The sequence below is a fragment of the Listeria sp. MAN/IMW/UF555 genome, assembly GCF_058684075.1.
This window is the reverse complement of sequence record NZ_JBZWZS010000001.1, coordinates 757,612-784,227: the sequence shown is the minus strand read 5'-3', so window position 1 is coordinate 784,227 and position 26,616 is coordinate 757,612. Positions and strand designations below refer to the sequence as shown.

General features: G+C 36.8%; 29 protein-coding genes and 1 pseudogene. 28 read left to right on the top strand and 2 right to left on the bottom strand.

The window, feature by feature from the left end:
• Window positions 1-36: 36 nt before the first annotated feature.
• The 3 genes from AC4PG8_RS03960 to AC4PG8_RS03950 are packed head-to-tail and all read left to right on the top strand — an operon-like array spanning window position 37 to window position 3,117.
• Window positions 37-708: an ABC transporter ATP-binding protein gene (locus AC4PG8_RS03960; RefSeq protein ID WP_492170049.1), complete on the top strand. Its 672-nt coding sequence runs from the start codon at window positions 37-39 to the stop codon at window positions 706-708.
• Complete coding sequence (locus AC4PG8_RS03955; RefSeq protein ID WP_112119705.1) at window positions 701-1,966, top strand: FtsX-like permease family protein; 1,266 nt, start codon at window positions 701-703, stop codon at window positions 1,964-1,966. The genes AC4PG8_RS03960 and AC4PG8_RS03955 overlap by 8 nt, the downstream gene beginning before the upstream one ends.
• Window positions 1,967-1,980: 14 nt before the next feature.
• A complete protein-coding gene (locus AC4PG8_RS03950; RefSeq protein WP_492170048.1) occupies window positions 1,981-3,117 on the top strand; it encodes a hypothetical protein in 1,137 nt (378 codons plus the stop codon).
• Window positions 3,118-3,224: 107 nt separating this feature from the next.
• Here AC4PG8_RS03950 and AC4PG8_RS03945 read toward each other — a convergent pair whose 3' ends face one another.
• Window positions 3,225-3,578 carry a winged helix-turn-helix transcriptional regulator gene (locus tag AC4PG8_RS03945; protein ID WP_003727117.1) on the bottom strand — a complete coding sequence of 118 codons (354 nt, stop codon included), beginning with the start codon at window positions 3,576-3,578 and terminating at the stop codon, window positions 3,225-3,227.
• Between the two features lie 127 nt (window positions 3,579-3,705).
• Here AC4PG8_RS03945 and AC4PG8_RS03940 point away from each other — a divergent pair, with 127 nt between their 5' ends.
• The 9 genes from AC4PG8_RS03940 (at window position 3,706) to AC4PG8_RS03900 (ending at window position 13,117) form a co-directional block, all read left to right on the top strand.
• Entirely contained in the window at window positions 3,706-4,872 is a 1,167-nt protein-coding gene (locus tag AC4PG8_RS03940) for an MFS transporter (protein WP_492170047.1), read from the top strand.
• Between the two features lie 207 nt (window positions 4,873-5,079).
• Complete coding sequence (locus AC4PG8_RS03935) at window positions 5,080-7,098, top strand: BglG family transcription antiterminator (RefSeq protein ID WP_492170046.1); 2,019 nt, start codon at window positions 5,080-5,082, stop codon at window positions 7,096-7,098.
• Between the two features lie 14 nt (window positions 7,099-7,112).
• Window positions 7,113-7,442, top strand: a complete 330-nt coding sequence (locus AC4PG8_RS03930; RefSeq protein ID WP_003766105.1) for a PTS lactose/cellobiose transporter subunit IIA — start codon at window positions 7,113-7,115, stop codon at window positions 7,440-7,442.
• On the top strand, window positions 7,443-7,778 hold the full coding sequence (locus AC4PG8_RS03925; RefSeq protein WP_003766106.1) for a PTS sugar transporter subunit IIB: 336 nt from the start codon (window positions 7,443-7,445) through the stop codon (window positions 7,776-7,778). It abuts the gene before it with no gap.
• A 19-nt stretch (window positions 7,779-7,797) separates the two neighbouring features.
• On the top strand, window positions 7,798-9,123 hold the full coding sequence (locus AC4PG8_RS03920) for a PTS sugar transporter subunit IIC (protein ID WP_003771099.1): 1,326 nt from the start codon (window positions 7,798-7,800) through the stop codon (window positions 9,121-9,123).
• A gap of 22 nt (window positions 9,124-9,145) precedes the next feature.
• On the top strand, window positions 9,146-9,874 hold the full coding sequence (locus tag AC4PG8_RS03915) for a glucosamine-6-phosphate deaminase (protein ID WP_185504727.1): 729 nt from the start codon (window positions 9,146-9,148) through the stop codon (window positions 9,872-9,874).
• The gene (locus AC4PG8_RS03910; RefSeq protein WP_492170045.1) at window positions 9,874-10,827 is read left to right on the top strand and encodes an aldo/keto reductase; all 954 of its coding nucleotides are present in this window, start codon (window positions 9,874-9,876) and stop codon (window positions 10,825-10,827) included. Before AC4PG8_RS03915 ends, AC4PG8_RS03910 begins: the two co-directional genes overlap by 1 nt.
• 17 nt (window positions 10,828-10,844) lie before the next feature.
• A complete protein-coding gene (locus AC4PG8_RS03905; RefSeq protein ID WP_492170044.1) occupies window positions 10,845-11,612 on the top strand; it encodes a sugar phosphate isomerase/epimerase family protein in 768 nt (255 codons plus the stop codon).
• Window positions 11,613-11,725: 113 nt separating this feature from the next.
• Window positions 11,726-13,117 (top strand): collagen binding domain-containing protein, encoded by a 1,392-nt coding sequence (locus tag AC4PG8_RS03900; RefSeq protein WP_160464036.1) that lies wholly within the window; start codon window positions 11,726-11,728, stop codon window positions 13,115-13,117.
• A gap of 40 nt (window positions 13,118-13,157) precedes the next feature.
• On the opposite strand, the gene AC4PG8_RS03895 is transcribed toward AC4PG8_RS03900, so the two are convergent.
• Entirely contained in the window at window positions 13,158-13,634 is a 477-nt protein-coding gene (locus AC4PG8_RS03895; protein ID WP_492170204.1) for a hypothetical protein, read from the bottom strand.
• A gap of 133 nt (window positions 13,635-13,767) precedes the next feature.
• Between AC4PG8_RS03895 and AC4PG8_RS03890 the strand changes: the two genes are divergently transcribed.
• The 16 genes and pseudogenes from AC4PG8_RS03890 (at window position 13,768) to AC4PG8_RS03815 (ending at window position 26,605) form a co-directional block, all read left to right on the top strand.
• A complete protein-coding gene (locus AC4PG8_RS03890; protein WP_003761286.1) occupies window positions 13,768-14,250 on the top strand; it encodes a PH domain-containing protein in 483 nt (160 codons plus the stop codon).
• A complete protein-coding gene (locus AC4PG8_RS03885) occupies window positions 14,243-15,727 on the top strand; it encodes a PH domain-containing protein (protein WP_492170043.1) in 1,485 nt (494 codons plus the stop codon). Before AC4PG8_RS03890 ends, AC4PG8_RS03885 begins: the two co-directional genes overlap by 8 nt.
• Before the next feature lie 150 nt (window positions 15,728-15,877).
• Window positions 15,878-17,257 (top strand): protoporphyrinogen oxidase, encoded by a 1,380-nt coding sequence (gene hemG, locus AC4PG8_RS03880; protein ID WP_070753404.1) that lies wholly within the window; start codon window positions 15,878-15,880, stop codon window positions 17,255-17,257.
• Between the two features lies 1 nt (window position 17,258).
• Window positions 17,259-17,615, top strand: a complete 357-nt coding sequence (acpS, locus tag AC4PG8_RS03875; RefSeq protein WP_003761296.1) for a holo-ACP synthase — start codon at window positions 17,259-17,261, stop codon at window positions 17,613-17,615.
• A gap of 18 nt (window positions 17,616-17,633) precedes the next feature.
• Window positions 17,634-18,740, top strand: coding sequence for an alanine racemase (alr, locus tag AC4PG8_RS03870; RefSeq protein WP_492170042.1), 1,107 nt, complete (start codon window positions 17,634-17,636; stop codon window positions 18,738-18,740).
• Window positions 18,741-18,945: 205 nt separating this feature from the next.
• Window positions 18,946-19,224 (top strand): CopG family ribbon-helix-helix protein, encoded by a 279-nt coding sequence (locus AC4PG8_RS03865; RefSeq protein ID WP_003761302.1) that lies wholly within the window; start codon window positions 18,946-18,948, stop codon window positions 19,222-19,224.
• Between the two features lie 3 nt (window positions 19,225-19,227).
• Complete coding sequence (locus tag AC4PG8_RS03860) at window positions 19,228-19,575, top strand: type II toxin-antitoxin system PemK/MazF family toxin (protein ID WP_010990666.1); 348 nt, start codon at window positions 19,228-19,230, stop codon at window positions 19,573-19,575.
• A gap of 251 nt (window positions 19,576-19,826) precedes the next feature.
• Window positions 19,827-20,663, top strand: coding sequence for an RsbT co-antagonist protein RsbRA (locus tag AC4PG8_RS03855; RefSeq protein ID WP_003771126.1), 837 nt, complete (start codon window positions 19,827-19,829; stop codon window positions 20,661-20,663).
• 5 nt (window positions 20,664-20,668) lie between these two features.
• Window positions 20,669-21,025: an STAS domain-containing protein gene (locus tag AC4PG8_RS03850; protein ID WP_003721457.1), complete on the top strand. Its 357-nt coding sequence runs from the start codon at window positions 20,669-20,671 to the stop codon at window positions 21,023-21,025.
• Window positions 21,026-21,027: 2 nt separating this feature from the next.
• Window positions 21,028-21,438 (top strand): anti-sigma regulatory factor, encoded by a 411-nt coding sequence (locus tag AC4PG8_RS03845; protein ID WP_010990667.1) that lies wholly within the window; start codon window positions 21,028-21,030, stop codon window positions 21,436-21,438.
• Window positions 21,439-21,454: 16 nt separating this feature from the next.
• Window positions 21,455-22,458, top strand: a pseudogene (locus tag AC4PG8_RS03840) (PP2C family protein-serine/threonine phosphatase).
• Window positions 22,459-22,607: 149 nt separating this feature from the next.
• Window positions 22,608-22,952 carry an anti sigma b factor antagonist RsbV gene (gene rsbV, locus AC4PG8_RS03835; RefSeq protein WP_003721460.1) on the top strand — a complete coding sequence of 115 codons (345 nt, stop codon included), beginning with the start codon at window positions 22,608-22,610 and terminating at the stop codon, window positions 22,950-22,952.
• Window positions 22,936-23,409: an anti-sigma B factor RsbW gene (rsbW, locus tag AC4PG8_RS03830; RefSeq protein WP_003761314.1), complete on the top strand. Its 474-nt coding sequence runs from the start codon at window positions 22,936-22,938 to the stop codon at window positions 23,407-23,409. Before rsbV ends, rsbW begins: the two co-directional genes overlap by 17 nt.
• Window positions 23,387-24,166: an RNA polymerase sigma factor SigB gene (gene sigB, locus AC4PG8_RS03825; protein WP_003761316.1), complete on the top strand. Its 780-nt coding sequence runs from the start codon at window positions 23,387-23,389 to the stop codon at window positions 24,164-24,166. Before rsbW ends, sigB begins: the two co-directional genes overlap by 23 nt.
• A complete protein-coding gene (locus AC4PG8_RS03820; RefSeq protein ID WP_070753400.1) occupies window positions 24,167-24,766 on the top strand; it encodes a PP2C family serine/threonine-protein phosphatase in 600 nt (199 codons plus the stop codon).
• 204 nt (window positions 24,767-24,970) lie between these two features.
• Window positions 24,971-26,605, top strand: a complete 1,635-nt coding sequence (locus tag AC4PG8_RS03815) for a SulP family inorganic anion transporter (RefSeq protein ID WP_492170041.1) — start codon at window positions 24,971-24,973, stop codon at window positions 26,603-26,605.
• Window positions 26,606-26,616 lie beyond the last annotated feature (11 nt).

Genomic DNA, 26,616 nt, shown 5'->3' with positions numbered 1-26,616 from the left:
ACTTTAACAAGCACCCCAAATATAGGAGGAACTTCAATGTCTGTATTAATGTGTTGTGAAAATGTATCTAAAACTTATTCAGGAAATTTACAGCCTACATTAGTTAATATTAATTTAACAATTAAAAAAAATAATTTATATTTTATAAAAGGACCATCTGGAAGTGGAAAATCAACATTACTTAATATGCTGAGTCTTATAGATGCACACTCTTCTGGAATAATGAAGTTCAATAATTTTGATATTAGTTCTATGAATGCAAAAGAAAAAAACCAAATACATTTAAATGACATAGGAATGATTTTTCAGAAATACAATTTATTATCACCGTTAAATGTGATTGAAAATATCATGATGTCCAGACTATATGCAGATTTTTCTAAAAAAGATTGTATTATAAGTAAAGCAAAGCAAGTGATAAAGTTATTACATTTAGACGGTTTAGAGAAACGAAAAATCAATCAACTATCTGGTGGACAACAACAACGTGTGGCAATAGCTCGAGTTTTAATGCAAGAGCCAGAACTCTTGCTAGCCGATGAACCGACAGCAAATGTTGACAAGGAAACAGAAGCAATCATAATGGATATTTTTAGTCAGTATCGAGAAAAGGGAGCGTTAATAATAGTTTCTCATAATGATAGTTATGCTGATATTGTGGATGCATCCTACGAGTTAAATAAAGGTAGGATATCGAGCTATGAATAATAACAAATTCGTTTTTTGGAATTTTTGGAAAAATTATAAAAAAACTAGTAAGCAATGGTTGTCAACGGGAGTTGTTACTTTTTGCGGGCTTTTACTAATAAACGTGACTATTTTAATTGTTTTTATTGGAAATACATATATTAATGTAAATTTTACTGAAAATAATTCTCTAAAATGGATAGAGGTTCAGAGTGATGGGCCTTCGATTCCATTAAGACAAATATCAAGAAATAGAGATAATACGATTACACTATTACCAAAGTATGAACCCTTTATGAGTGGTGTAACGTTCGAAAATTATGATGAAAAAGGAAATGTTAAAATGTCTATGGATGTTAATAGTATTTTTGTTCCTTATGAATCTCTTGAATTTTTTGGCATAAACATAAAAGATATTGATAAAATACAGTGGGATGAGGGAAAAGTAATTTTAGTTTCCCCAATTGATGCAAAAAGTAATGGGCTGTTAGATGGACAGAAATTGTCTGTTCCGTTTGATAAAACAGCATTCAATAATGAATTTGATTTAAGTGATACTGAATTAGAAGATTATATAGCTAAAATAAATGAAAATAAAATTGAGGTGACAGTTAAAATTCGAGAAATTACAACTTTGCCTCAATATGAAAATTATTCTTTACTTCCTATTCAATTATTAGTCAACCAACACAGTAAGGTTAATTCTATAAGTGAAGACGAATTTATTTCGAATGCTAAATTAACAGATGGGTTTTACATCATAGTAAAGAAGTTCGAAGATGTAGATAAAATTGCTAATGAATACAAAGCAAGAGGTTATTCTCTTAAATATGCATTAGAGTCGTTTCAAAATCTATCCGAAATATTATCCAATGTAAAGTTAGTAAGTAATTATTTTATATTACTAGTGACAATTATAATTAGTATAACTTTTATTAATAATTGCTCTCAAATATTATATCATCGAAAACATGAAATAGGATTACAGCAAGCGCTAGGAATTAGTAAAAGGAGTTTGATTTGGAGTACTCTAATAGAATTCGTTTTTCAAAGTATTATAGTAATGATTATCATTCTTCCAACGATTGTTTTTGAATGGTTTGTTGTTAAAAGTATGTTAACTAATAACATAGTGGAGATTAATGGTTTAGAAACAGTACTTGTTGTTTGGGGAATAAATTGGATTATTATATTAGCAATTTCTTTAATAGGAGCTACGTTCCCATTAATGGGAACGTTTAAATTAAAAATTGTAAATCTATTGAATTCCATAGACTAGTTTGGAGGAAAAATATGAAAAAATATTATTGTATGTATTTGATTGTTTTAGTATTGCTATCTGGCTGTACAACAATTCCAGTAAAGGAAAATACGAGTAATCAATCAATCAGTAATATAAAAGTAGAAAATATAAAAGACATTATTCCAATCAGCAAAGAAATAGTCAAGGATCAAAAAATTAAAGTAAAGTCCTATATTCTTAATGCCCAAACTGGAGAGCGTATTAATACAGATATTTTATTTGATGAAGTTCCGAATCTTTTCCAAATGCATGGATATGATATTTACTCTTCAGCATATCAATATTATAAAGATCGTCTTGTTATTGGCTGTCAATCTGGCGGAGGGAAAAGTTATGTTTATAAAATATCTGACGACGGGCAGTTGACTGTAGATACAGTCAGCTATAATATACTTTATTATGATGAAAATAAAAGATTATATATAGCACAAACAGATGAAGGATATGTAACATTAAATGAAAAATATGCAGTGAATGAAGAATTTCCAGTACTGAAAGATAGCAATATTACTACTAAAGACCAGAGGTTTATATTGCAAGCCTATGGTGTTAATGAAATTTACTATTTAGGAAGATATGGTGAAAAGACTTACCAATTAATGAAATATAATTCAAATGAAAAGAAGTTAGTTAAAGTTTATGATTTGGTAGAAGAATTAAAACAACAGGGCATTGATTTTAAGGAAGGATCAGAAATTAATCCAAAAATGACTCTGTATAAAGAAGGTCAAAAATCATATATTTCTATCTCAGTAGATCGAATATGGAATGGAAAAGATGACTTTAAAGAAATTAATAAAAATATCCTAATAAATACTACTAATAATGTAGCCATATTTGATAATGCTTTTGAGGAGAATGATTCTGCATATCCTGAACTAGATTTTTCAAGAAATGTAATGCAAAGTTCTGATAAAATATCTATTTTCAAATTAAATGAAGGAAAAATAATAAGAGTGAATGACTACAATGCAGAAGATATAATTAATGATGGAGATAATCATATTAACTATATCTATCGTATGGATGATAAGGAAATTATAATGAATGTCCCATCAGGAGTTGTTAAATATAATATTGCTGAAGATAAAAGTGAACAGCTATATGTAGATAGGCTTGAAGAATGATTCTATTATATTTTAGTCTTAAGATTAAATTGTGTTTGTGACTGACTATCCTCAAAATCACTAGTAACTTTAGAGTTCTAATTCTAAGGTTGCTAGTGATTTGTTGCCTAATCTCGTTTCAACAAAACAATATCTTCATTCTTAGTGAGCAAAAGATCAACATGATTCTCGCCCCATAAGCAAAGTTTGTTCAAAATCTCCGACAACGATTCGCCGTATTCACTCAATGAATACTCGACTTTTGGTGGGATTTGCTCATATACTTTACGAACAATAACTCCAGATTTTTCCAGCTCGCGCAATTGTTGTGTGAGCATTTTTTGTGTGATGTTGGGGATGAGTCGTTTTAATTCGCCAGTTCGTTTTTTGCCTTCGCGTAAATGGCAAAGGATGACTGGCTTCCACTTACCGCCTATAACTTCAAGTGTAGCTTCGACACCAATATTATATACTTTGGTCATAATTATCCTCCTATAGGCACTTTTTAGTATCTATATGACTTTTAAGTACCTTCTTGTTATTTTGTACGGTATATAAGATACTGTATAACAGAACGAAACAATTTGCAATTTTTTAGGGGGAAATAACGTGGATATGAAAAAAGTAAATCCTAATTTGACACTTTTGGCGCTGGCGATTAGTGCGTTTGGGATTGGTTCAACAGAATTTATTAGTGTAGGGCTTCTTCCACTGATTTCTTCTAGTATGGGTGTGTCGATTAGTTCAGCGGGATTAACTGTATCTATTTATGCGCTTGGTGTGATGGTTGGAGCGCCGGTTTTAACAACTATGACGACGAAGATGAATCGTAAAAATTTGTTATTATTAGTCATGCTCGTTTTTCTGATAGGGAATCTTGTCTCGGCATTTGCTGTGAGTTTTGGAATGCTCCTTACTGGGCGGGTAGTTGCGGCGTTTGCGCATGGGGTGTTTATGTCGATTGCTTCGGTTATCGCGGCAGATGTCGTTCATCCGAGTAAACGAGCTAGTGCGATTGCGGTGATGTTTACGGGGCTAACAGTGGCAACAGTGACTGGGGTGCCACTTGGAACCTTTATCGGGCAACTATTTGGCTGGCGGATGTCGTTTCTGTTTATTGTTGTGATAGGCGTGATTGCGATTATTGCCAACTTCTTTTTAGTTCCAAAAAATTTATCTAATGCAAGTAGTATTTCATTTAAATCGATTGGGCAATTATTAGTTAATAAAAAAATCGTGATGGTATTACTCATGACGGCGTTTGGTTACGGGGGCACATTTGTTGTTTATACGTATTTATCGCCAATGTTTAGCAATATGGGTTATTCGACAAGTATGATAGTTATTTTACTGATTATTTATGGTGTGATGGTTGCGATTGGGAATACGATTGGTGGGCATTTTGCGAATGAGCGCCCAGCTAAAGCACTTTTCGTGATGTTTAGTTTGCAAGGGATTACGTTATTATTGCTTCAATTTACATCGACCAATGCTATTTTAGGTTTAATTACTATTATGCTAATGGGATTTTTCGCGTTTATGAATGTGTCTGGATTGCAGCTTTATGTGGTGCAATTAGCAGAACGGTATTTGCCAGAAACGGTGAGCATGGCTTCTGCGCTTAATATTTCTGCGTTTAATATTGGAATCGCGCTCGGAGCATTTATTGGTGGATTAGTAACGGAATATATTGGTTTAAGTTATACACCAATTGTCGGATTTTTGATGGTTTTCATCGCAATTATTTTAACTTTCTATATGAAAAAAGATAAATAGTTCAAATAATAGGCCTTTTACAGTGAATGTAGAGGGCTTTTTTTGTGCTTTCGGTAGGTCTGACCTATTCCGGCAAGGTTTTTTTCCAGTTATAGTAAAATGGATAGTTTTTTTGTCCCGACAGGTCTGACAAAAATAGCTATATAGCTTATTGTAAGCCCTATCATGAAAATGATAAATTGAATTTAGAAAGAGGAGTGATACCTGATGAAACTAAATCAGCAGTGTATTCAAATTTTAGATTTTCTTATGGAGCAGGAAGATTTTAAAAATATTGGTTATATTTCTAACGCGCTTGGTTGTTCGGAGCGCAGTGTTCGTTATAGTTTGGAAAAAATCGATGTTTTTCTCCATGAGCAAACGTTGCCAGCTCTTATCAGACATACGAGGAAAGGGGTGCTACTTCCAGAAAAGAACATCATAAATCCGGTGGTGAGTAAGTTCAAACAGCAAATCACGCCGAAAAAATATCGTTACAGCCAAGAAGAAGTACAGCAATTTTTACTATTAAAGCTTCTTTTAAGTGAAGAAGTGCTCCCAGTTACATATTTTGAAGAAGTTCTTTTTATTTCAAGATCTTCTGTGCTAAATCATCTACGCGCAATTGAAGGTGAACTTTTTTTAAATAACTTGGATTTGTCTCACCAACCGCGTCATGGATTTCTAGTGACTGGAAATTTAATTACGAAAACATCCCTTTTTGCGAGGAGTTTCTTGCGTTTTATTAACATCCGAGAATTTTATCAGTTTTTAGATTCAGAAAATAGCTTATCTAAAAAAGGAGAGTTATTTTTTTATAACCTTTTTGAGATGGAAGTTTTGCAGGAAGTGAATCGTGAGGCGCATTCGGTTGAAGAGAATATGACGCGTGCGATGGATGAACAACTTTATTTAACCTTAATTGCTATTTTACTAAAACAACATGAAACGAAAGTAGATTTTAAGTTTACAGCGGATTTTGTGGTGACAGATGAGCTAGATAAAGCGCTAGAAACGATTATTGGCTCGCTCAAGCAGTACCAATATGGGAGTGAAGATGAAGCTATCATTGAAGCTTTTGTAAGAGGTATTTGCGAAAAAATGGGTGAAATTTATCAAGTGGATTTTGTGCATGGAGATACGGATTTTTTTACACAAATGAAGGCGCATATTAAGTTAATGATTCGGCGCGTTCGAGCAGGGGTTATTATTGAAAATCCGATTTTTAATGAATTTATGCGTGATAATCGCGAAATTTTTATGCGGGTGAAGGAAAGTTTGGAAGCATTAAAGCCGGTGTTGCCGATTTCTGTTAGTTCTCAAGAAATTTCATTTTTAGCGATTTACTTTGCATCTGAGGTACAGCGAAATAAACAAACCGTTGAAATGAAGCCAAACTTATTGATTATTTGTCCAGAAGGGGTCGCGGTGTCAAATATGATTGCGATTCAGTTAAAACGAATGTTTGAGTTTGAATCGGTTCAGACGATTGGTCTTAGAAAATTTAAGCGTGATATGATGAAAGATTTTGACTTTGTTATTAGTACAGTGGATTTACCAGATATGCAAGATGCTAAAGTGCTCAGAATTAATAGCTATTTGCAAAAAGAAGATATGGAATTACTGCAAAAGCATTTACGAATGAAGTTGGTTAAAAGTGATAAGCAGATTATTAACAAATTTAGTAAGATTTTAGCGATTATAGCGGAAAATACGCAAATTAATAATTTAAGTAAGTTAGAATTCGACTTATTGGAAGCGCTTATATCTGATGAAGGAGAGGCGCCAAGGAAAATTATCCCGCCATTTCAATTTACAGAAGAGGCCATCATTATGGAAGAAAATTGTCCTACTTGGCGAAAAGCAATTAAACTCGGAACAAAATGTATGGAGCAGCTTGGGGTAATTGAGCCTAGTTATCATGAAAAAATCATCCATAATTTAAAAGTTTATGGGCCGTATATGGTTGTTGCGCCAGGTGTTGCGATTGCGCACGCGGGAGCAAGTGATGGTGTTTTGATGGATGGTATCGGGGTGACGATAATTGAGGACGGGATTATGTTTTTTGATAGATACGAAAAGCCGGTTCATGTCATTTTCACCTTGGCCTTAAAAACAAAAGAGGCACATTTAATCGTCGAACAATTAATGAAATTAGCGCTGAATGAAGAAAAAATGCAAAAAATTAAAATGGCTAGCTCAAAACGTGATATTTATCATTACGTTAAGTCAGCTATCTTTGAATGAGAGAGGGTTTCATAATGGACATAGAAAAAATATCGTTTTCACTAATATCGCTAGCGGGGGATTCATTTTCTAAATTAATTGAAGCATTACAAGCCGCAAAAGAATCGAACACAGAACTAGTAGATCAGCTTTTGAAAGAGGCGGATGATTTAATGATTGAAGCGCACAAAGTACAAACTGAAATGCTTATTCAAGAAACGAGAGGCGAACAAGCCAGTTTTTCTGTTTTACTCGTACATGCGCAAGATACCTTGATGAATACTATTTTAGCATCGACGTTAATTCGTGAAATGATTGAAATGCATCAAGAAATGAAAGCATTAAAAAAAGAGGAGGAAAAGTAAATGGAAATAAATCAATTACATGTACTTCTAGTGTGTAATCTAGGTGCATCAACCGGAGTAATGGTAACAAAAATGAAAGAAATTGCTCAAAATAGTGAAAAACTAAAGAATACAGATGTGAAAATCGAGGCACATCCTGCTGGAGAATTACGGGAGCATATTGAAGACTTCGATGTTATTTTAGTCGGGCCACAAATTAAACACCAACTAAAACATTTAAGTGAAATCGCAGCTGAATATAATAAACCAATCCAAGTCATCGATACGAAAGATTACGGCACAGTCAACGGCGCAAACATTTTAAAAGACGCGATTATCCTTAAAATGAACAAATAAAAAAGTGGAGGGAAACAACATGTCGAGTAAAAACAAACAATCTTTTATGAACCGTTTTATCGCTTTTATGGAGAAGTATTTTGAGCCAGTTGCAGCTAGAATTGAAAAACAACGCCATATTTCCTCAATAAAAAATGGGATGATTGCTTTGATCTCGGTTTTAATTATTGGATCATTTTCGCTGATTATTTCAGCAATCGGAAATATGTTTCCAGCGGGTTCTGTTGTGAAAGAATTCTTTGTTCAAAACGCAGCAGCACTTAACTTACCGTTTCAATTTACGTTTGGATTACTATCGATTTATGCTGCCATAACTATTTCCTACAGCCATGCAAAACAAATGAAAGTACCCGTGTTACATAGTGTGATGGCCGCTGTCATGGTAACACTCATCCTCAATACGAAAATGGTTGACGGGGTTCTAAATACAGAATTTCTAGATTCAAGAGGACTCTTTATCGCAATATTTGCAGCACTTATTTCTGTTGAACTTATTGGTTTGTTTATTAGAAAAAATATTACGATTCAAATTAAAGGATTACCAGCGGGGATTGCGACTACTTTTGAAGCGATTATTCCACTCGTAGTACTGCTATTCAGTGCTGTTGGACTTAGTATTCTAATGCAAAGTGTGACGAGCGGGCAAATTATTCCAGAAGCTTTCACGACGATGCTAGCTCCGGCGATTAATAGCATTGATACACCTTATGCAGTGTTCCTTATCTGTTTCCTTGAAATGCTATTTTGGTTTATCGGTCTAAATGGTTATGCGATTTTGATTGGTTTTGTGCTTCCATTTATGACACAATATTTAGGAGCGAACGCAGCTGCTTATGCGGCAGGAGAACCAATTCCGTACGTATTTGCGCCAAACTTCTGGGATTACTTCATGGGATTCTCAGGTTCTGGTATTACAGGAGCATTAGTTATTCTGGCTTTATTTAGTAAATCAAGAGAATTAAAAGCAGTCGGAAAAGTGTCTGTCGTTCCAGCGATTTTTACAATTTCCGAGCCAGTGGTATTTGGACTTCCAATCTGTTTTAACCCATATTTATTTATCCCATTCGTACTTGGAACACCTATTTTAGCAGTAGGTCAGTGGTTTGTGTTCCACTTTGGTTGGGTTCGTCCACCGATTGCAAATGTAGGCGGGACACCGATTCCACTCGCACAGTATTTAGCGACCATGGACTGGCGCGCGATTATTTTAATCATCTTCGTTCTCGCAGTAGCAGTTTGTATGTATTATCCATTCTTTAAAATGTATGAAAAGAGCTTAATCAAAGAAGAAACAGTGGTATCAGAACGTCAAGCGGCGCACGATGCACTGGACTTAGATTTCTAATACAGGAAGGTTGATTTAAAAAATGAAATTAATTATTAATGAAAATGAACAACTCGTCGCGGAAACGGTAAGCCAAAGAATCATCGAATTGGTAAAGGCGAAACCAGCAAGCCTCATTTGTATTGCTGGTGGGGATACGCCGTTACTTACGATTGAAGCCCTAATAAAAGCTAGTCAAGCTGGTGAAGTAGATTTCAGTCAAACGCAATTTGTTGGTTTGGATGAGTGGGTTGGCTTAGGGCGCGAAACCAAAGGCAGTTGTATCCAAACGTTGTATGATGCGTTTTTTGACCGTTTAGAAGATGTTTCTAATGAACAAATTTGCTTTTTTGACGGGAAGGCGGAGGATTTAGCTGCCGAATGTGCTCGGGTAGATGCCTTTATTGATGAGCGAGGCGGGATGGATTTTATTTTGTTAGGGATTGGACTTAACGGGCATATTGGCTTTAATGAACCTTTTGTGCCGGTGGATGTGAACTGCCACGTGGTAGAGCTGGATGATGTAACGAAACGTGTAATGAGCAAATATTTCGATACAGACTTACCGTTAACACACGGAATTTCCCTTGGAATGAAGCAAATTTTAGCGGCGAAAGAAATTTATTTAGTAGCTACAGGAGCGAAAAAAGTCGACATCGTTAAACAAGTAATTGAAAAAGCGCCAACAGTTGCGATTCCTGCGACGCTCGTAAAAGAAGCAAATACAACCCTTGTAATTGATAAAGTAGCGGCTAGTGGGGTGATGGCATAATGGAAAAAATTATTGTTCAAGGAAGAAAAAATGGCAAACAAATCGAGATAGCTTGTTCGAATTTAGTCATGGGAGCTGGAGATTTTTTACGCGCTGATAATATGGATTTTGCTGGTCCGGTATTGGATCAATATTTTGAAATGGGCGGAAATATATTTGATACCGCGCGCCATTATCGTCATAGCGAAAAAGCAATCGGCACGTGGATGAAAGCTCGTGGTAATCGCGATAGTGTAATTATCCAAACAAAAGGCGGACATCCGGTACGAGAAGCAAGCGATGTACCACGGGTTACGGCAGAAGCAATCCATGAAGATATTTCCGTTAGTTTAGATACGCTACAAACAGATCATGTCGAATTATTTGCACTTCACCGTGATAATCCAGAAGTAGAAGTGGGTGAGGTCATGGAAGCAATGCATCAAGAAGTGGAAGATGGCCGGGTATATGCTATTGGACTATCTAACTGGGAATTGCCGCGGATTATCGAAGCAAACGAATATGCAGTAAGCCATGGTTTAACCCCACTAAGTTTCAATAGCCCTAATTTTAGTTTGGCAAAAGTGAATCGACCACGCTGGGAAAATTGTGTTTCAGCAAACGAAGCAATGATTCACTGGCATGAAAAAACGGGCTTGCCGCTATTTTCTTGGTCGTCACAAGCTGGCGGGTTTTTCTCCGGTCGATTTTCTAAAGAAGATAGAAGTGATACGGAAATGGTAGAAGTTTATTATAGTGAAGCAAACTGGGAACGATTCAGTCGCGCCAAACAACTCGCTAAACAAAAGGGCTGTACACCAATTCAAATTTCGCTCGCGTATGTTTTAACACAATCTTTCCCAACAGCCGCAGTTATCGGACCGGAAAATGCTGCTGAACTTAAGTCGTCTGTTTTGGCAGCCGAAATTACATTAACGCAAGCAGAAGTTGACTGGCTTGATTTAAAGGCATAAGGAAAGGCGGAGAGAAAATGGATATTCAAGCTAAAATAGCAGTCCAACTATATTCAGTACGAAAAGAAATGGAACGCGATTTAGAAGGTACGCTGCAGAAAATTCACGAAATCGGCTTTCGTTATGTGCAACTTGATGGTATGCGAGGCAATGATCCGGCAGAGGTTTTACATTTACTTCAAAAATATGAGTTGAAAGTTATCGGGATGCACATTAAACACGACCGCTTTATGAATGATTTAGACGGCATTATTGAAGAAGCTTATTACTTCGATTGTAAAACAGTTTTTGATAAATATATTGAAGAGGAAGACCAAACAACTGAGGGTTACATTGCTACAAAAGAAGCACTCATAGAAGCGGCAGGAAAGTTACACGCACTCGGTTTTCGCATCGGCCTTCACAATCCAGAATACGATTTTAATGAATGCATCAATGGCCGCCGAGTGATGGATTTTATCACAGATCCAGTTAATGGAATTTGCATTTACGCAGAACCAGATACGTACTGGATTAAAGCAGCCGGACATGATGAAACGGAATTTATTAAACGATACAGTGGACGGGCGCCAATTGTTCATATGAAAGACTTTATAAGTGGTTTTGAGCTAGAAGATATGGATAATAATCTCGTTGAAATGGGCGAGGGCGAAGTAGATTTCCGCGCTATCATCGAGTGGGGCGAAACAAATGGAGTGGAATATTATTGTATCGAGCAGGATAGATCAAAACGAAATATGTTCGAAACTTTAGAAGCAAGTTACAATTATTTATTAGAATTATAGTAAAAACGCCAGAGATTTTCTCTGGCGTTTTCTTATGTGAAAATAGTAGCAACGTTTACAACGAGTAAGGTTTGGGAATGTACATGTAGATGTTTTAAGGGGGAATGAAACAAATGAAAAAAAAGTGGCTAATTTTCGCAATCATTTTTTTAATTGCAAGTGGATTTTTGAGCCCAAAAGCAGAGGCTGCAACAGATTACGGTAGCAGCTTTTTTACTAATGTAGCTTTGCAAAATCAAAACGGGGATCCAGTTACTAATTTTAAAGAAAATAGCAAAGTGCGGGTAGCGTATGATTTTGTTATTACGCAACCTGTTGTAAGTGGAGAGACAATGACATTAACGATTCCGGATCAGCTAAAATTAATCAATTTCGGTGGTTTTCCAGTGAATGATGCATCAGGAAATACTATTGCGAATGCGACAATTGATCCAGCAACAGGAACGATTACCTTAACTTTTACAGATTACGTCAATACACATACAAACTTAAGTGGTAGCTTGTTTTATAATGCCACTTTTAACAGCAAGAATATCCAAACAGACCAAGTGAATCCAATCCAGTTTCCAGTAAATAACACCACGCAAACCATTAATACTTATATAAGCAAAGTAACAACAGGTGGCGGTACTGGCTCACCTACTATCGTTTTTAAACAAGGGCGAATGGATGATAAGGACACGAGTATTATTCATTGGACTGTTACACTAAACAATGCACTTACACCAATTGATAATGCGATTTACACCGATACACTTGGAACTGGCCAAAATCTTCTTGGAAATGCAACAATCAAATACCGCGACGCAAATAAAAAAGTTCTATCAACCAGCGTCCAACCAATTGCACTCGATAGTAATCGTAATTTTGAATTAACAATCGGTACACTGAACAATCAATCAGTCGTCATTACTTACGATACTAAAATCACCACGAAACAAAAAAGTTATACAAATAAAGCCACTTTATCAGGTGACAATTTGGATGCAGTTTCAAGAAATGCAACCGTTAATGATTACGGAAGCGGCGGACAAGGGACAGGAACACCGCCACCAACACCGCCAGTTAAAGAAGAACCACCATTTATCCCGGCAGATAAACAACCAATTGAAAAAATCGTTGAAACAGACTTTGGACCAATTGAAGTTGTCAAAGATTCCGAACAAGATGGTAAAATCAAAGTCATTTATAAAGTGAAAAGTGGCGATACTTTACCAGGCGTTGCTAAAAAATTCGATGTGACTGTTGCAGAAATCAAAGACTGGAACAATTTAAGCTCGGATAATTTACAAACGGGACAAAAACTACAATTAACTATCGAAAAAACACTACTATCAAAAATTACCGTCCCAACTCCGCAAAAAGTAACCAGTACAACGAGAGTGGATGGGGCAGTAAACGCATCTGGCACTTTGCCACATACAGGTGACGAAAGCCCACTAATTCCATTTTTGGCTGGAGTAAGTTTGGTTGCAATCGGTTTAACTTTTGGACGTAAAAACTAAAAAAAGGAAGCGCTGAATTTCTCGAGCGCTTCCTTTTATATTATAGAAGGTGACTTTTTTTTCGATGTGTCACGGTTTGATTTTTTGATTTATCATGAAACGATTTGGAATTTTTGTTTGGCTTATCGGGAAGATTGATAGTTATCGTTTTGCTTTCTGTTGTTCCATCAGCCATTTTTGCGATAATAGTCACTAAATTATTTCCGGGCTCCAAGTTTTCTAATGTAAATTGGTGATTTTCAGTATTACCGGCAATTTGTTGGGTCTGATTATTTGTTTTAATCGAAATTGTTGCAGCGGTATCTGTTTGAAACATTAATTCTGCGCTATTTTTCGTCGTTTCGATATAAGGGTTTTGAATGGAATAAGTTAGGAACATTTCCATTAATTCGCCTGTTGTTGCAGTTGTATAGGTGACTCCCGTTGATTCTTTTTTCGCATGGGCAATTTCTGGAAGCCAGTTTAAAGTTAGCGACAAAAGCGCAACTATTAATAGAACGTAACCTTTTTTCTTCATCATTCTCACCTCTTCTTTTTCCATTATAAAAAAGAAATATGAACAAATTATGAATAAAATATGATAGTTTTAAAAAATCGCTACCAATTTGGATGGTTTTAACGTAAGATAAAAAGAAAAAAGGAGTAGAGCAATGGAACTTGAAAATTTAGAAAAGAAATTACCGAAGAAAATTAAAACTGTATGGCGGCAAACTGAGGGAATTGCTGTTTTTGTTTTTCTTGTTTGTTCGGTGGCCGCGGCAATTATTTTATATTATGCTGGAGCCTCGGTTTGGTGGAGTGCTATTGGATTTGGTTTCACTCTTTTATATGCCGCTTTTATTTACTTATTCATTATTCCGTTTCGTTTTGCGAGGTGGAGCTATCAAATTAAACCTGATGAAATGGAAATTCAGCACGGTATTATTTTTAGAAGTCGTGTATTAATTCCAATGATTCGCATCCAACACGTGGAAACAGAGCAAGGCCCACTACTTAGAAGACAAAAATTAGTTTCCTTATCAATTACAACAGCTGCAAGGACACATAAGATTGAAGCGGTAAACGCATCCGAGTCAGATGAACTTAGACATCATATCCTTGAGCTTGTGAAGGTGGCGAAAGAAGATGTTTGAAGAAAGACGCCTCCATCCAATTGCTCTAATTAAAGAAATTATCACAAACGTAAGGCGCAATATTGTTCCTATCGTCGTCGGTTTGTTTTCTGTTTTTCGCGCAATTAATAGCAACGGTTACTTACCGAACTGGGCTGTATATCTTATTATTGTCATCGTTATATTGCTCGTTTTAACCCCCGCGGTTTTAAAATACATTACATATAAATACACACTGGAAGACCAAGGGATTCGTATTAAATACGGTTTGATTTTCCGGAAAAATACTTACATACCTTATGAACGCATTCAAACCGTCCAAAAGAAACAATGGTTTTTCTTTATTCCATTTAACGTCTGCCAAATTTTAATTGAAACAGCAGGTGGTAATGGTAAAGCGGAGGCCGACTTAGTTGCTGTTCCTGTGAGCGTGGTCGACGAATTGAAGGATTTACGTGACGGGAAAAAAGCAGCCATACAAGATGAAGTGAAAGAAACGGAAGAGCCTGAAGTAGAAGTGCTTGAGACAGAAGAAGCTCCAGAAAAAACGGTGATGTTACAAACAAAACAACTCATATTAATGGCCGTAACATCAGGTGGAGTTTTCGGAACGCTCCTAATCGTCCTCGCATTCATGCAACAATTCCGTGAAGTCATTCCGACAGATTGGATGGAAGCTCAAGCAGAAGAATTATGGAAAATGGGAATAATCGTATTGATCGTCTTAATCGTTTTGATTCTCCTAGTATTATGGGGCATCTCGATTGTTACGACCCTTTTCAAATATTTCCAGTTCAAATTAATGAAATACCCCAATTCTCTTGTCGTGGAAAAAGGATTATTAGAGCGAAATCATACAACTATATCGCTTGCCCGGATTCAAGGAATTACCATAATTGAATCTCCACTACGACAAATGCTTGGACTAGTTGCTGTCAAAGTAATTACTGCCGGCAACTCAGGCGATGAAAAACAATCAGGCGATATTTTACTCTTACCAATTATGAAAAAAGAGTTAGCCTTAAAAACATTAAAAGAAATGCTACCCGATTATTTATTTGAAATAGAAGAAATGGAACGTGCTCCAAAAGCAAGTTTGCGCAGATTTTTGCAGATTTACCTCATTTGGACAATTATTCCAGCTATTATAGCAAGTATATTATTCTTCCCACTGGGCTTAATTAGTATTATTTTACCAATTTTAGCGGGAATAAAAGCGATAGCAAGTTACCGGGCGACAGGGATTTTCATGGATAAACACACACTACTCGTCCAGTCACGACCAATTTTCTCTAAGTTAACCCATATTATCCGTAAAGAACGAATCCAAGGTTTAAGCTTAAGACAAAGCATTTGGATGGAAAAAGGGGATTCCCGCCATTTAAACGTCTGGCTTAAATCAGGCAGTACGAGCGCTGAGGCATATGTGCGCTATTTAAATCAAGACCAAGCAATAAGCGTATACAACTGGTACAGCCCATCAAAAACGATTAATTAATAAATAGAACATTCAATTCCTAAAAAATCTATCGAGGTAAACGCATAGGTTTTTGGAAGCGAATGTTCTATTATTTTTTTTCAATTAGGTGGAAATCTGGTAAAATAGAAAGAATAAACGACACAAGAGATAGAGAGGATTGGTTAAGTAGTGAAACACATAGTGATTATCGGAGGCGGCTTATCGGGGCTTGCAGCAGCTTATGAACTACAAAAAACACATCCGAATTATACGTGGGAATTAGTTGAAAAAGACGAGAAATTAGGCGGGAAATTTGAAACAGTAAAACGGGACGGATTTTTAATTGAAAAAGGCCCAGATTCCTTTTTAGCTAGAAAGCCTGCTGGAGTGGGCTTAGTGAAGGACTTAGGGCTCGAAGATAAATTAATTGCAAATGCGACAGGACGGTCTTACATTTACCATCAAAAAGCGCTTCATCCAATTCCAGAAGGTTCTGTGATGGGAATTCCAACTGATAGAGAAGCACTTCTAGCTAGCACACTTGTCTCTGAAATAGGCAAAGCACGCGCACTCCAAGAACCGACAATCGAACCAAATAATCAAGAAACAGATCAGCCACTTGGTGAATTCTTTGAAGCACGTTTCGGCAAGGAATTAGTGAAAACAATCATTGAACCTCTTTTATCAGGAATTTACGCGGGTGATATATACAAAATGAGTTTGCGTGCTACATTTCCGCAATTTGAACAAACCGTCAGAAAGTATGGAAATCTAATGGACGGGTTGAAGGAAAGTACTATGCAAACAACTGGCACAAAAGGAACCATTGGCGCCTTTCGAACGTTAGAAGGAGGCTTAGACCGTTTACCAAAAGCAATTGCCGACGCCCTGCCAGCTGAAAACTTGCATACAGCGAAACAAGCAACACAAATCACGAAAAAAAATACTTCTTATGAAATTTCTTTTGCTGATGGAGATAAAAAAGAAGCAGATGGCGTTATTATTGCAGCTACACATGATGCGCTGATTCATTTGTTAGCAGAAACGACCACAGCACCTTTTGCAGGACAACCATTAACGACACTCGCGACCGTTTCATTAGCTTACGACGAAAAAGATGTACCCATTTTGCCGGATGGAACAGGTTATTTAGTTGCTCGAACCGCGCCGTATAAAACAACTGCTTGTACTTGGGTGCAAAAAAAATGGCCTCACATGGTACCAAAAGATAAAATGTTATTACGGGGCTTTGTTGGTAAAGCTGGTGAATCTTGGTTAGAGCAAGCAAGTGATGAAGCAATCGTCACTGCTGTACTAACGGACTATGCGGAAATAATGGATTTACATGCCGCACCACTTTTTTATGAAGTAAGTCGAATGAAATCAGCTATGCCGCAGTATTTAGTAGATCACCAAGATCGTCTTAAACAATTGAAAAAAAACATCCAGACAGACTATCCAGGCGTTTATTTTGCAGGGATGAGTTACGAAGGTGTAGGAATTCCTGACTGTATAGCTGGAGCACAAACTGCGGTTACTGAATTAGCAGATTTCTTGGAAGAGGTGTAACATGATTAAAGGAATTGGACTCGATATGATCGATTTAGACCGTGTAAAACAAGCGGTCGAAAAGAACCCTCGCTTTATCGAACGAATTTTAACAGAAAAAGAAACTAAACAATATGAAAAATACGAAGGTAGCCGTAAAATTGAGTTTTTAGCAGGACGTTTCGCAGCGAAAGAAGCTTATGCGAAAGCCAATGGAACCGGATTTGGTAAACATTTAAGTTTTACTGATGTAGAAATTTTGCAAGTAGAAGATGGGCGACCTCACGTAACGATGCCGATAAAACAAGGTGAAACTGTTTTTGTGAGTATCACCCATACAGCCAGATCAGCCGCAGCTCAAGTGATAATTGAACAATAGAAAGGAAAGTGAACGATAGTGGTAACAGGCTGGCACCGTCCGACATGGATTGAAATTGACCGCGCAGCAATTCGCGAAAATATAAAAAATGAACAAAATAAACTACCAGATAAGGTGGCACTTTGGGCCGTAGTAAAAGCAAATGCATACGGTCACGGAATTATTGAAACAGCAAAAATAGCAAAAGAAGCCGGAGCAAAAGGTTTTTGTGTCGCTATTTTAGATGAAGCTCTTGCATTAAGAGAAGCTGGGTTTCGAAATGAATTTATTCTCGTCTTAGGGGCAACTAGAAAAGAAGACGCCAACCTTGCTGCTAAAAATAATATCTCGGTTACTGTTTTTAGAGAAGATTGGCTGGACGATTTAACTTTAGAGGCGCCACTCCGGATTCATTTAAAAGTAGATAGTGGCATGGGACGCCTTGGTATTCGTAGTAGAGAAGAAGCACAGCGAATCGAAACAACGATAGCGATAGATCATCAAATGATTTTAGAAGGTATTTATACACATTTTGCGACAGCCGATCAATTAGAAACAAGTTATTTTGAAAAACAGTTAGCAAAATTCCAAGCAATTTTAAGAAGTTTAACAACACGCCCAACATTCGTTCATACAGCAAATTCAGCAGCTTCATTGCTACAACCGCAAATTGATTTCGATGCTATTCGCTTTGGTATTTCGATGTATGGTTTAACACCTTCCACGGAAATTAAAAATAGTTTGCCCTTTGAACTTAAGCCTGCACTTGCACTTTATACGGAAATGGTTCATGTGAAAGAACTAGCGCCAGGTGACAGTGTTAGCTACGGCGCAACTTATACAGCAACCGAAAAAGAATGGGTTGCGACATTACCAATTGGTTATGCAGATGGCCTTATTCGCCATTATAGTGGCTTTCATGTTTTAGTAGAAGGCGAGCGGGCACCAATTATCGGAAGGATTTGTATGGATCAAACCATCATAAAACTTCCTCGTGAATTTCAAACTGGTACAAAAGTAACGATAATCGGTTCAGATCATGGAAATAAGGTAACAGCAGATGATGCAGCAGAATATTTAGGCACAATTAATTATGAAGTTACTTGTTTGTTAACGGAGCGCATACCAAGGAAATACATCGATTAGAAGGTAATATTCGTGCTTTTTTTGAGAGAAGCGTTTATAATCTAACATATGAAACTTTATAGCTATATATAGGACTTAAGGGAGTTCCTAAGCTGAAACTGTAACATTCTTAACAATAAAATGCGAAATAACTCTTTTCTTCATGGCGTGATAATGGTACGATATAGTTGTTACTTACAGGTACGAGGCTTTGGGGGTGTGACACGTGTTAGAGAAAGAAAAACGGATGATAATATCCGTAGAACTGACACAGGAAATGGTACAAGAACTCGACGTAGTTGTAGAAAAAGAAAAAATGGGGCGGAGTGAAGTTATAATGGAAGCAACGCAACAATTTTTACAGGAGAAAAGAGCTCGTGAATTAAGAGACGAGATGGAACGCGGCTATGCAGAAATGGCGACGATTAATTTCGCTATCGCGTGCGAGTGTACTCATGTCGAAGCAGAGGCAGAAGACAGGAATATTAGTATTTTAGGAGGTTAATGGCTGATGGTGAAGCGTGGTGACGTTTACTACGCGGACCTTTCCCCCGTGGTCGGAAGCGAGCAAGGGGGAATAAGGCCTGTTCTCATCATTCAAAATGATATTGGTAATAGATTCAGTCCAACTGTGATCGTGGCAGCAATAACTGCAAAAATTCAAAAAGCGAAGTTGCCAACACATGTGGAAGCTACTCGTAAAGACGGCTTTGAAAGAGATTCTGTCATTCTATTAGAACAAATTAGAACGATAGATAAACAACGCCTGACAGATAAGATTACACATTTGGACGAGGAACTAATGGCCAAGGTAAATCAGGCACTTGAAGTCAGTCTAGGAGTAGTAGAATTCTAAACAATCCTAAAGAAATAACATACAATGATGAATGCAGGCAAAGGGTCTGACGTAAAAAAAGATAATTAATACATAAGAAAATAATTAACTAGTCTGGCTAAGCAAAAAGGGCATCAGAAACCTACAAACAACGCGTAATCAACCTATTCGCTAAATTTGTTTCTAATGTCTTTTTTTAAAGAATAGTTAATCAAACCGCATAATAATAGAGAAAATTTTGTTAACAATGGAGAAAGGTTGGAAAATAACTGATGTATAAAGATTTTGCAAACTTCATCCGTACAAATAAAAAAGACTTACTAAATAATTGGATGAATGAAATGGAGAAACAATCAGATCCGCTTATTAACGACATCGCTAAAGAACCGATGTACGAAGAAACAAGCATTGAATTTGTTGATTTGATTGTCTCGAATATTACTGAAAATGGCTCTAAGTTTAATGAAAAACTTGATGATTTTGCAGAGAAAGTGGTCCACCTAGGTTGGCCGATTCATTTTGTCACCACTGGCCTACGAGTTTTCGGGCTTTTAGTATATACAGCGATGAGAGATGAAGATTTATTCTTAAAAAGAGAAGAAAAACCAGAAGATGATGCCTATTATCGCTTTGAAACATGGCTTTCCTCCATGTATAACAAAGTGGTCACTGCCTACGCGGATACGTGGGAAAAGACAGTTTCTATCCAAAAAAGTGCTTTACAGGAATTATCTGCACCACTTTTACCAATATTTGAAAAAATTTCTGTAATGCCGCTAATTGGAACGATTGACACAGAAAGAGCTAAGTTAATCATAGAAAACTTACTAATAGGCGTTGTAAAAAATCGGTCAGAAGTGGTTTTGATTGATATTACGGGAGTTCCTGTTGTTGATACAATGGTTGCGCACCATATCATTCAAGCATCAGAAGCAGTTAGACTTGTCGGCTGTCAGGCAATGCTTGTAGGTATTAGACCAGAAATCGCGCAAACTATCGTTAACCTAGGAATTGAATTAGATCAAATTATCACGACCAACACAATGAAAAAAGGCATGGAGCGTGCGCTAGCCTTGACGAACAGAGAGATAGTAGAAAAAGAGGGGTGAATACTGTGGGGATACCAATCTTAAAGTTAGGTGAATGTTTATTAATTTCTATCCAGAGTGAATTAGATGATCATACTGCGGTAGAGTTCCAGGAAGATTTACTTGCAAAAATCCATGAAACGTCGGCCAGAGGAGTAGTCATTGATATAACTTCGATCGATTTTATTGATTCATTTATTGCAAAGATTCTTGGAGATGTAGTAAGTATGTCTAAATTGATGGGTGCAAAAGTGGTTGTAACTGGAATACAGCCAGCAGTTGCGATTACACTAATTGAACTCGGAATTACGTTTAGTGGAGTGCTTTCGGCGATGGATCTTGAAAGTGGTCTTGAAAAACTTAAACAGGAATTGGGGGAATGAACATGACATTCCAATCCTGTGTAAAGATAATTAATGAATGGGACATTGTGGCTGCACGACAATTAGGTAGAAAAATATCCAAAGAAATTGGCTTTGGAACGGTTGACCAAGCAAGAATTACAACAGCCATCAGTGAACTAGCAAGAAACATTTTCCTTTATGCTGGAAGAGGAGAGATTTGCATTGAAAAAGTAAGCGAATCCGGTAAACAAGGAATGATTATTGTGGCCAAAGATAAAGGCCCAGGAATTGTAGATATTAGAAAAGTAATGCAAGATGGTTATACAACATCTGGCGGTCTTGGAGCAGGTCTTCCAGGAGTTAAACGCTTAATGGACAGTTTTGATATTGAATCCAGCATTGAAGGCGACACAAGAGGAACGGTAATTACAACAACGAAATGGGTTCGGTAAGGAGAGCTAGAAAAAAATGGAAAAAGCTTTTGAAGGAAAATACCGTGATATTCTTATTCAATATTTAGAACATCAAGATGAAGAAATTCTTTATACTTGCGAAAAATTATCCAGAGAAGCTATGGAAGAGCGAGTTTCACCAGAAGAAATTGTCCATTTACATCGCTCAGTTCTTGAATTATACGGAAAAGAGTTGCCAGATTTTGTACGATTATCATTTGATGTATTACTCGAAATAATGGTAGGTTACGGCTTAGCTTATATGGAACATCTGAGTCTAAGAACCGAACAAAAAGCATTACGTAGCGAAATTTCTCAAGCAGAAGATATGCAAAAAACCTTAATGAAAACAGATGTGCCAGAACATGATGCACTTGATTTTGGCGTTATAAGTGTCGCAGCAAGACAAATGAGTGGCGACTATTATAGCTTTACAGAAGAAGGCGATAAGCAAATTGGTATCGCGCTCGCTGACGTTATTGGTAAAGGAATCCCGGCTGCATTTAGTATCTCGATGATAAAATATGCTCTAGCAGGAATGACTGGTGACGACCGAAAACCATCCATCGTCCTAGAAACACTGAACCAAGTAGCGGAAGAGAACATTAATGATAATATGTTTATCACGATGTTTTACGGGCTTTATCATGAAGATACGCATTTGTTTGAATATGGTTCTGCTGGACACGAACTAGGTTTATATTACCAACATAAAGAAAACAGCTTTTCTGATTTATATGCCAAAGGTTTACCTCTTGGTGTTGATAAAAATGCTGTTTATCGTCAATTTGATAAGAAAATTGAAGTTGGAGACGCTATTTTTATTATGTCAGATGGTGTTACTGAAACTAGAACAGCAAATGGATTTATCGAACGAGAAGAGTTAACAGAAATTATAGCAGCGCATATTTCATTATCAGCTGAAAAAATGGTACATGCAATTTATGATCAATTAGTTAAATGCAAAACTTTGAATTGCATGATGACTTTACACTTATTTGTATTAAACGAACTAAATAAGTCCAAAGTAGAGACGTACCTCATTCTTTAAAGAGCATTTACTGGTGAGTAAACGTATTTAAAGAGTGGAACGTTTTTATTTTTTAATGTTTTAATTTTATTTGTTAGGGTAAAATCGACAGTATACTTAAATTAGATGGGGTGAAGTGATGAATATTAGTATAGAAATAAAAGAACGTGATACTGACCACATAGACATATTTGTTGCTGGGGAGATCGATGCTTATACAGCGCCAAAGGTAAAAGAAGCACTTGAAGTATATCAAGTAAAAGAGGGTATTGTACTTAGAATTGATTTAACAGAAGTAAGTTATATGGATAGCACCGGTTTAGGCGTATTTGTAGGGGCTTTCAAAAGCTTACGACAACGCCAAAGTGAACTTGTCTTGTTTGGTTTAAGCGACCGACTTTTCCGATTGTTTGAAATCACAGGATTGTCAGATATCATTGAAATCAAAAATGTAGAGGGTGAAATGAATGGCAACAATGCATGACAAAATTACATTACAACTTCCTGCCAAACCTGAATATGTTAGTCTAGGTAGACTGTCATTATCAGGAATTGCAAGTCGCGCAGGATTTTCTTATGAAGCAATTGAAGATTTGAAAATAGCTGTAAGTGAAGCCATCACTAATTCCGTAAAACATGCATTTAAAGGTGAAGAAGATGGTGAAATTACTGTAGAATATCATATTTATGAAGACAAATTAGAAGTTCGTGTTTCTGATAATGGAACAAGCTTCGACCTAGAAACCCGTAAACAAGAAATTGGTCCTTATGAAGTGGGTGAAGATGCGGAGATGATGCGTATCGGAGGGCTAGGTTTATTTTTAATTGAAACATTAATGGATGACGTGAAACTTTATTACGATGAAGGGGTTTCTGTCGTAATGACCAAATATATTAATGAAAAGCAGGTGGAGGAGAATGCCAAAAGTATCTCAACCTGATAAAGAAGCAAAAGAAAAAGTGTATATTTGGATTGCCGCTTATCAAGAAAACGGTGACGAAGATGCCCAGTATAATTTAGTCGTTCATTATAAAAACTTAGTAGAATCAATTGCCCGTAAATATTCCCAAGGTAAATCTTTTCACGAAGATTTAGTTCAAGTTGGAAATATCGGTTTGCTTGGTGCTATTAGACGTTATGATGCGACTTTTGGGAAAAGCTTTGAAGCATTTGCTGTGCCGACAATTGTTGGCGAAATTAAACGTTTTTTACGTGATAAAACATGGAGCGTTCATGTACCACGTCGAATTAAAGAATTAGGTCCGAAAATTAAAAATGCCGTGGAAGAGCTAACAAGAGAACTACAAAGCTCACCGCAAATTAGCGATATTGCAGATTTTATCGGTGTCACGGAAGAAGAAGTTTTAGAAGCAATGGAAATGGGAAAAAGTTACCAAGCACTTTCTGTAGATCATTCGATTGAAGCAGATTCGGATGGAAGTACCATTACGTTACTTGATGTTGTTGGTGGTACGGATGATGGATTTGAACGTGTGAATCAACGTATGCTTTTAGAGAAAGTTCTCCCTGTTTTAGATGAGCGAGAACAGAAAATATTGCAATATACATTCATTGAAAATCGTAGTCAAAAAGAAACTGGTGAACTACTCGATATATCACAAATGCATGTGTCTAGAATCCAACGTCAAGCTATTAAAAAACTTCGAGAGGCGTTGCAGAATGAGGAAGTGGAGTAAATGAACAAGGCGGTTGAATCAAATAATTTATTTGTATTTCAACGTTCTAAAGCATTACAACAATACTGCGGGGATGTTTATTTTACCCATGAAGACAAAAATGGTTTTTTGTATGTTCTTTCTGATGGACTCGGAAGTGGGCTTGAGGCGAATAGAGCCGCCAAAGCGACCGTTGAAGCCATAAAGGAAGATATTCATGCGGATATTACTGATATGCTTGAAAAAGCTAACCAGGCCGTTTCTGGACTTCGTGGTGCTGCGATAGCAATTATTAAAGGTGACTACTTAACGAAAACACTTTACTATACTGGTATGGGTAATATCCGATTTTATATGATTGGTATAGAAGATAAGCTTATTTTTCCGCTTTCTGGCTCTGGATTTTTATCCGGAAGAAAACAGAAGTACCGGATGCAATCTTTTAAATACAAACCAGGCAGTAAGTTTTTGATGCATTCAGATGGGCTTGTTCTTTCTCGTGTTCGAAAAAGTCTCGAATCACCACTTTGTGTAGTAAAAATAGGACATTTAATCGAGCGAAATATACTTGATATTCCGACAGATGATGTAACTTTCTTGATTGGTAAATTTCCAGAATAACGCAAACACCTTTTAAACGAGCGATGGTTTAAAAGGTGTTTTTTTAAAATCGGGTGTGAGAACTTAGTCTATTTATGGTATATTAGAATAGAGCGCTAGTTTTTATACTTAATCATGTGATAAAAATCACTTAGTAAGCGTGAAGCGATATTGCTTTGCGTTTTTTTGCGCGGATTAAAATATAAATAAGAGAGAAGGAGCAAATTGAAGAAAGTTTTATCGAATAGTGTAAAAGGTTATACGTGGGCGAGGTTCAGAAAAGACTTGCTTGCGGGGATTATCGTGGGCATCATTGCTTTACCACTGGGGATGTCATTTGCGATTGCTTCAGGAGTAAAGCCTGAATACGGGATTTATTCAAGTTTTGTTGCTGGTATTATTGTTTCCATTTTTGGTGGTTCTAGATTTCAAATAGCGGGGCCGACTGGGGCGTTTATTCCTGTATTACTTGGAATCGTCTTAACTTATGGTTATCAGGATTTACTTGTAGCTGGGATGATGGCTGGGGTTTTACTTTGTTTAATGGGGATTTTCAAACTTGGAACGTTAATTAAATTTATTCCCCGCCCGGTAACTATCGGTTTTACAGCGGGAATTGCCGTAACGATTTTTATGGGGCAAGTGGGGAATTTCCTTGGATTAACTGGAATGGAAAAGCATGAATCATTTATAGCAAATATGAAAGAGATCTGGCTACACTTAGATTCATGGAATTTCTATAGCGTGTTGATTTCCTGTATTTGTATGTTTGTATTATTTGTTTTTCCAAAAATTTTACCACGAATTCCAGCACCACTCATTGGTCTTGTGATTACGACCGGGATTGCCATGCTGTTTTTCAAAGACGCGCTTCCAACAATTGGATCGGCATACGGAGAAATCCCGAGTACTTTTCCACCGTTCCAATTTCCTGATATGACATTTGCTAATATGAGTAAATTGATTGGGCCGGCTTTTGTTATTGCAATGCTCGGCGGGATTGAATCGCTTCTTTCGGCTGTTGTAGCGGATGGGATGACGAATACAAAACATAATAGTAACCGTGAATTGATTGGGCAGGGTATTGCAAACATAGTGACGCCAATGTTTGGTGGTATTCCAGCAACTGGCGCAATTGCAAGAACAGCGACCAATATTAATAATGGTGCCACTAGTCGTGTTTCAGGAGTTATTCATGGGATTTTTGTATTGCTTACGTTACTTGTCCTTGCACCAGTCGCTATTAATATTCCGATTGCAGCAATGGCGCCGATTTTGATGTTAGTTGCTTGGAATATGAGCGAACGAAAAACATTTCAACATATTATCAAATTAAAATCAGGCGATACTTTAGTGCTTGTTATTACCTTTTTATTAACGGTTTTTGCAAGTTTAACAGTAGCAGTTGAAGTGGGATTATTGCTTGCGGTCGTGCTATTCGCTAAACAAATGGGCAGCTCGATGCAAATTGAAGGAATTGAACTAGAAGGCGCCGAAATAGCTCCTCATTTACATGATAAAATTAGCATATTTACGATTCGCGGTCCGCTTTTCTTTGGTGCAGCACAAATTTTTCAACAAAATATTATTAAAGCAATCCATGTGAAACCAGAATTTCTTATTTTGCGAATGGGAAAAGTGCCAATTATCGATGCTACGGCAGAAGGTTATTTCCATCAAATTGAAAAAGAATTTTCGAAGCAAGGTGGGCAAATCTTGATTACGGGCCTAACAGACAAAGCGAAAGAAAGTCTGAAAGGTAGCGGACTTTATGACCGAATTGGGGAAGAACACTTCTTTTTACACACAGAAGACGCGGTCCATTACGCGGAAAATGCTTTAAGTGAGCTTAGCAGATAGCTTTTGTCAGT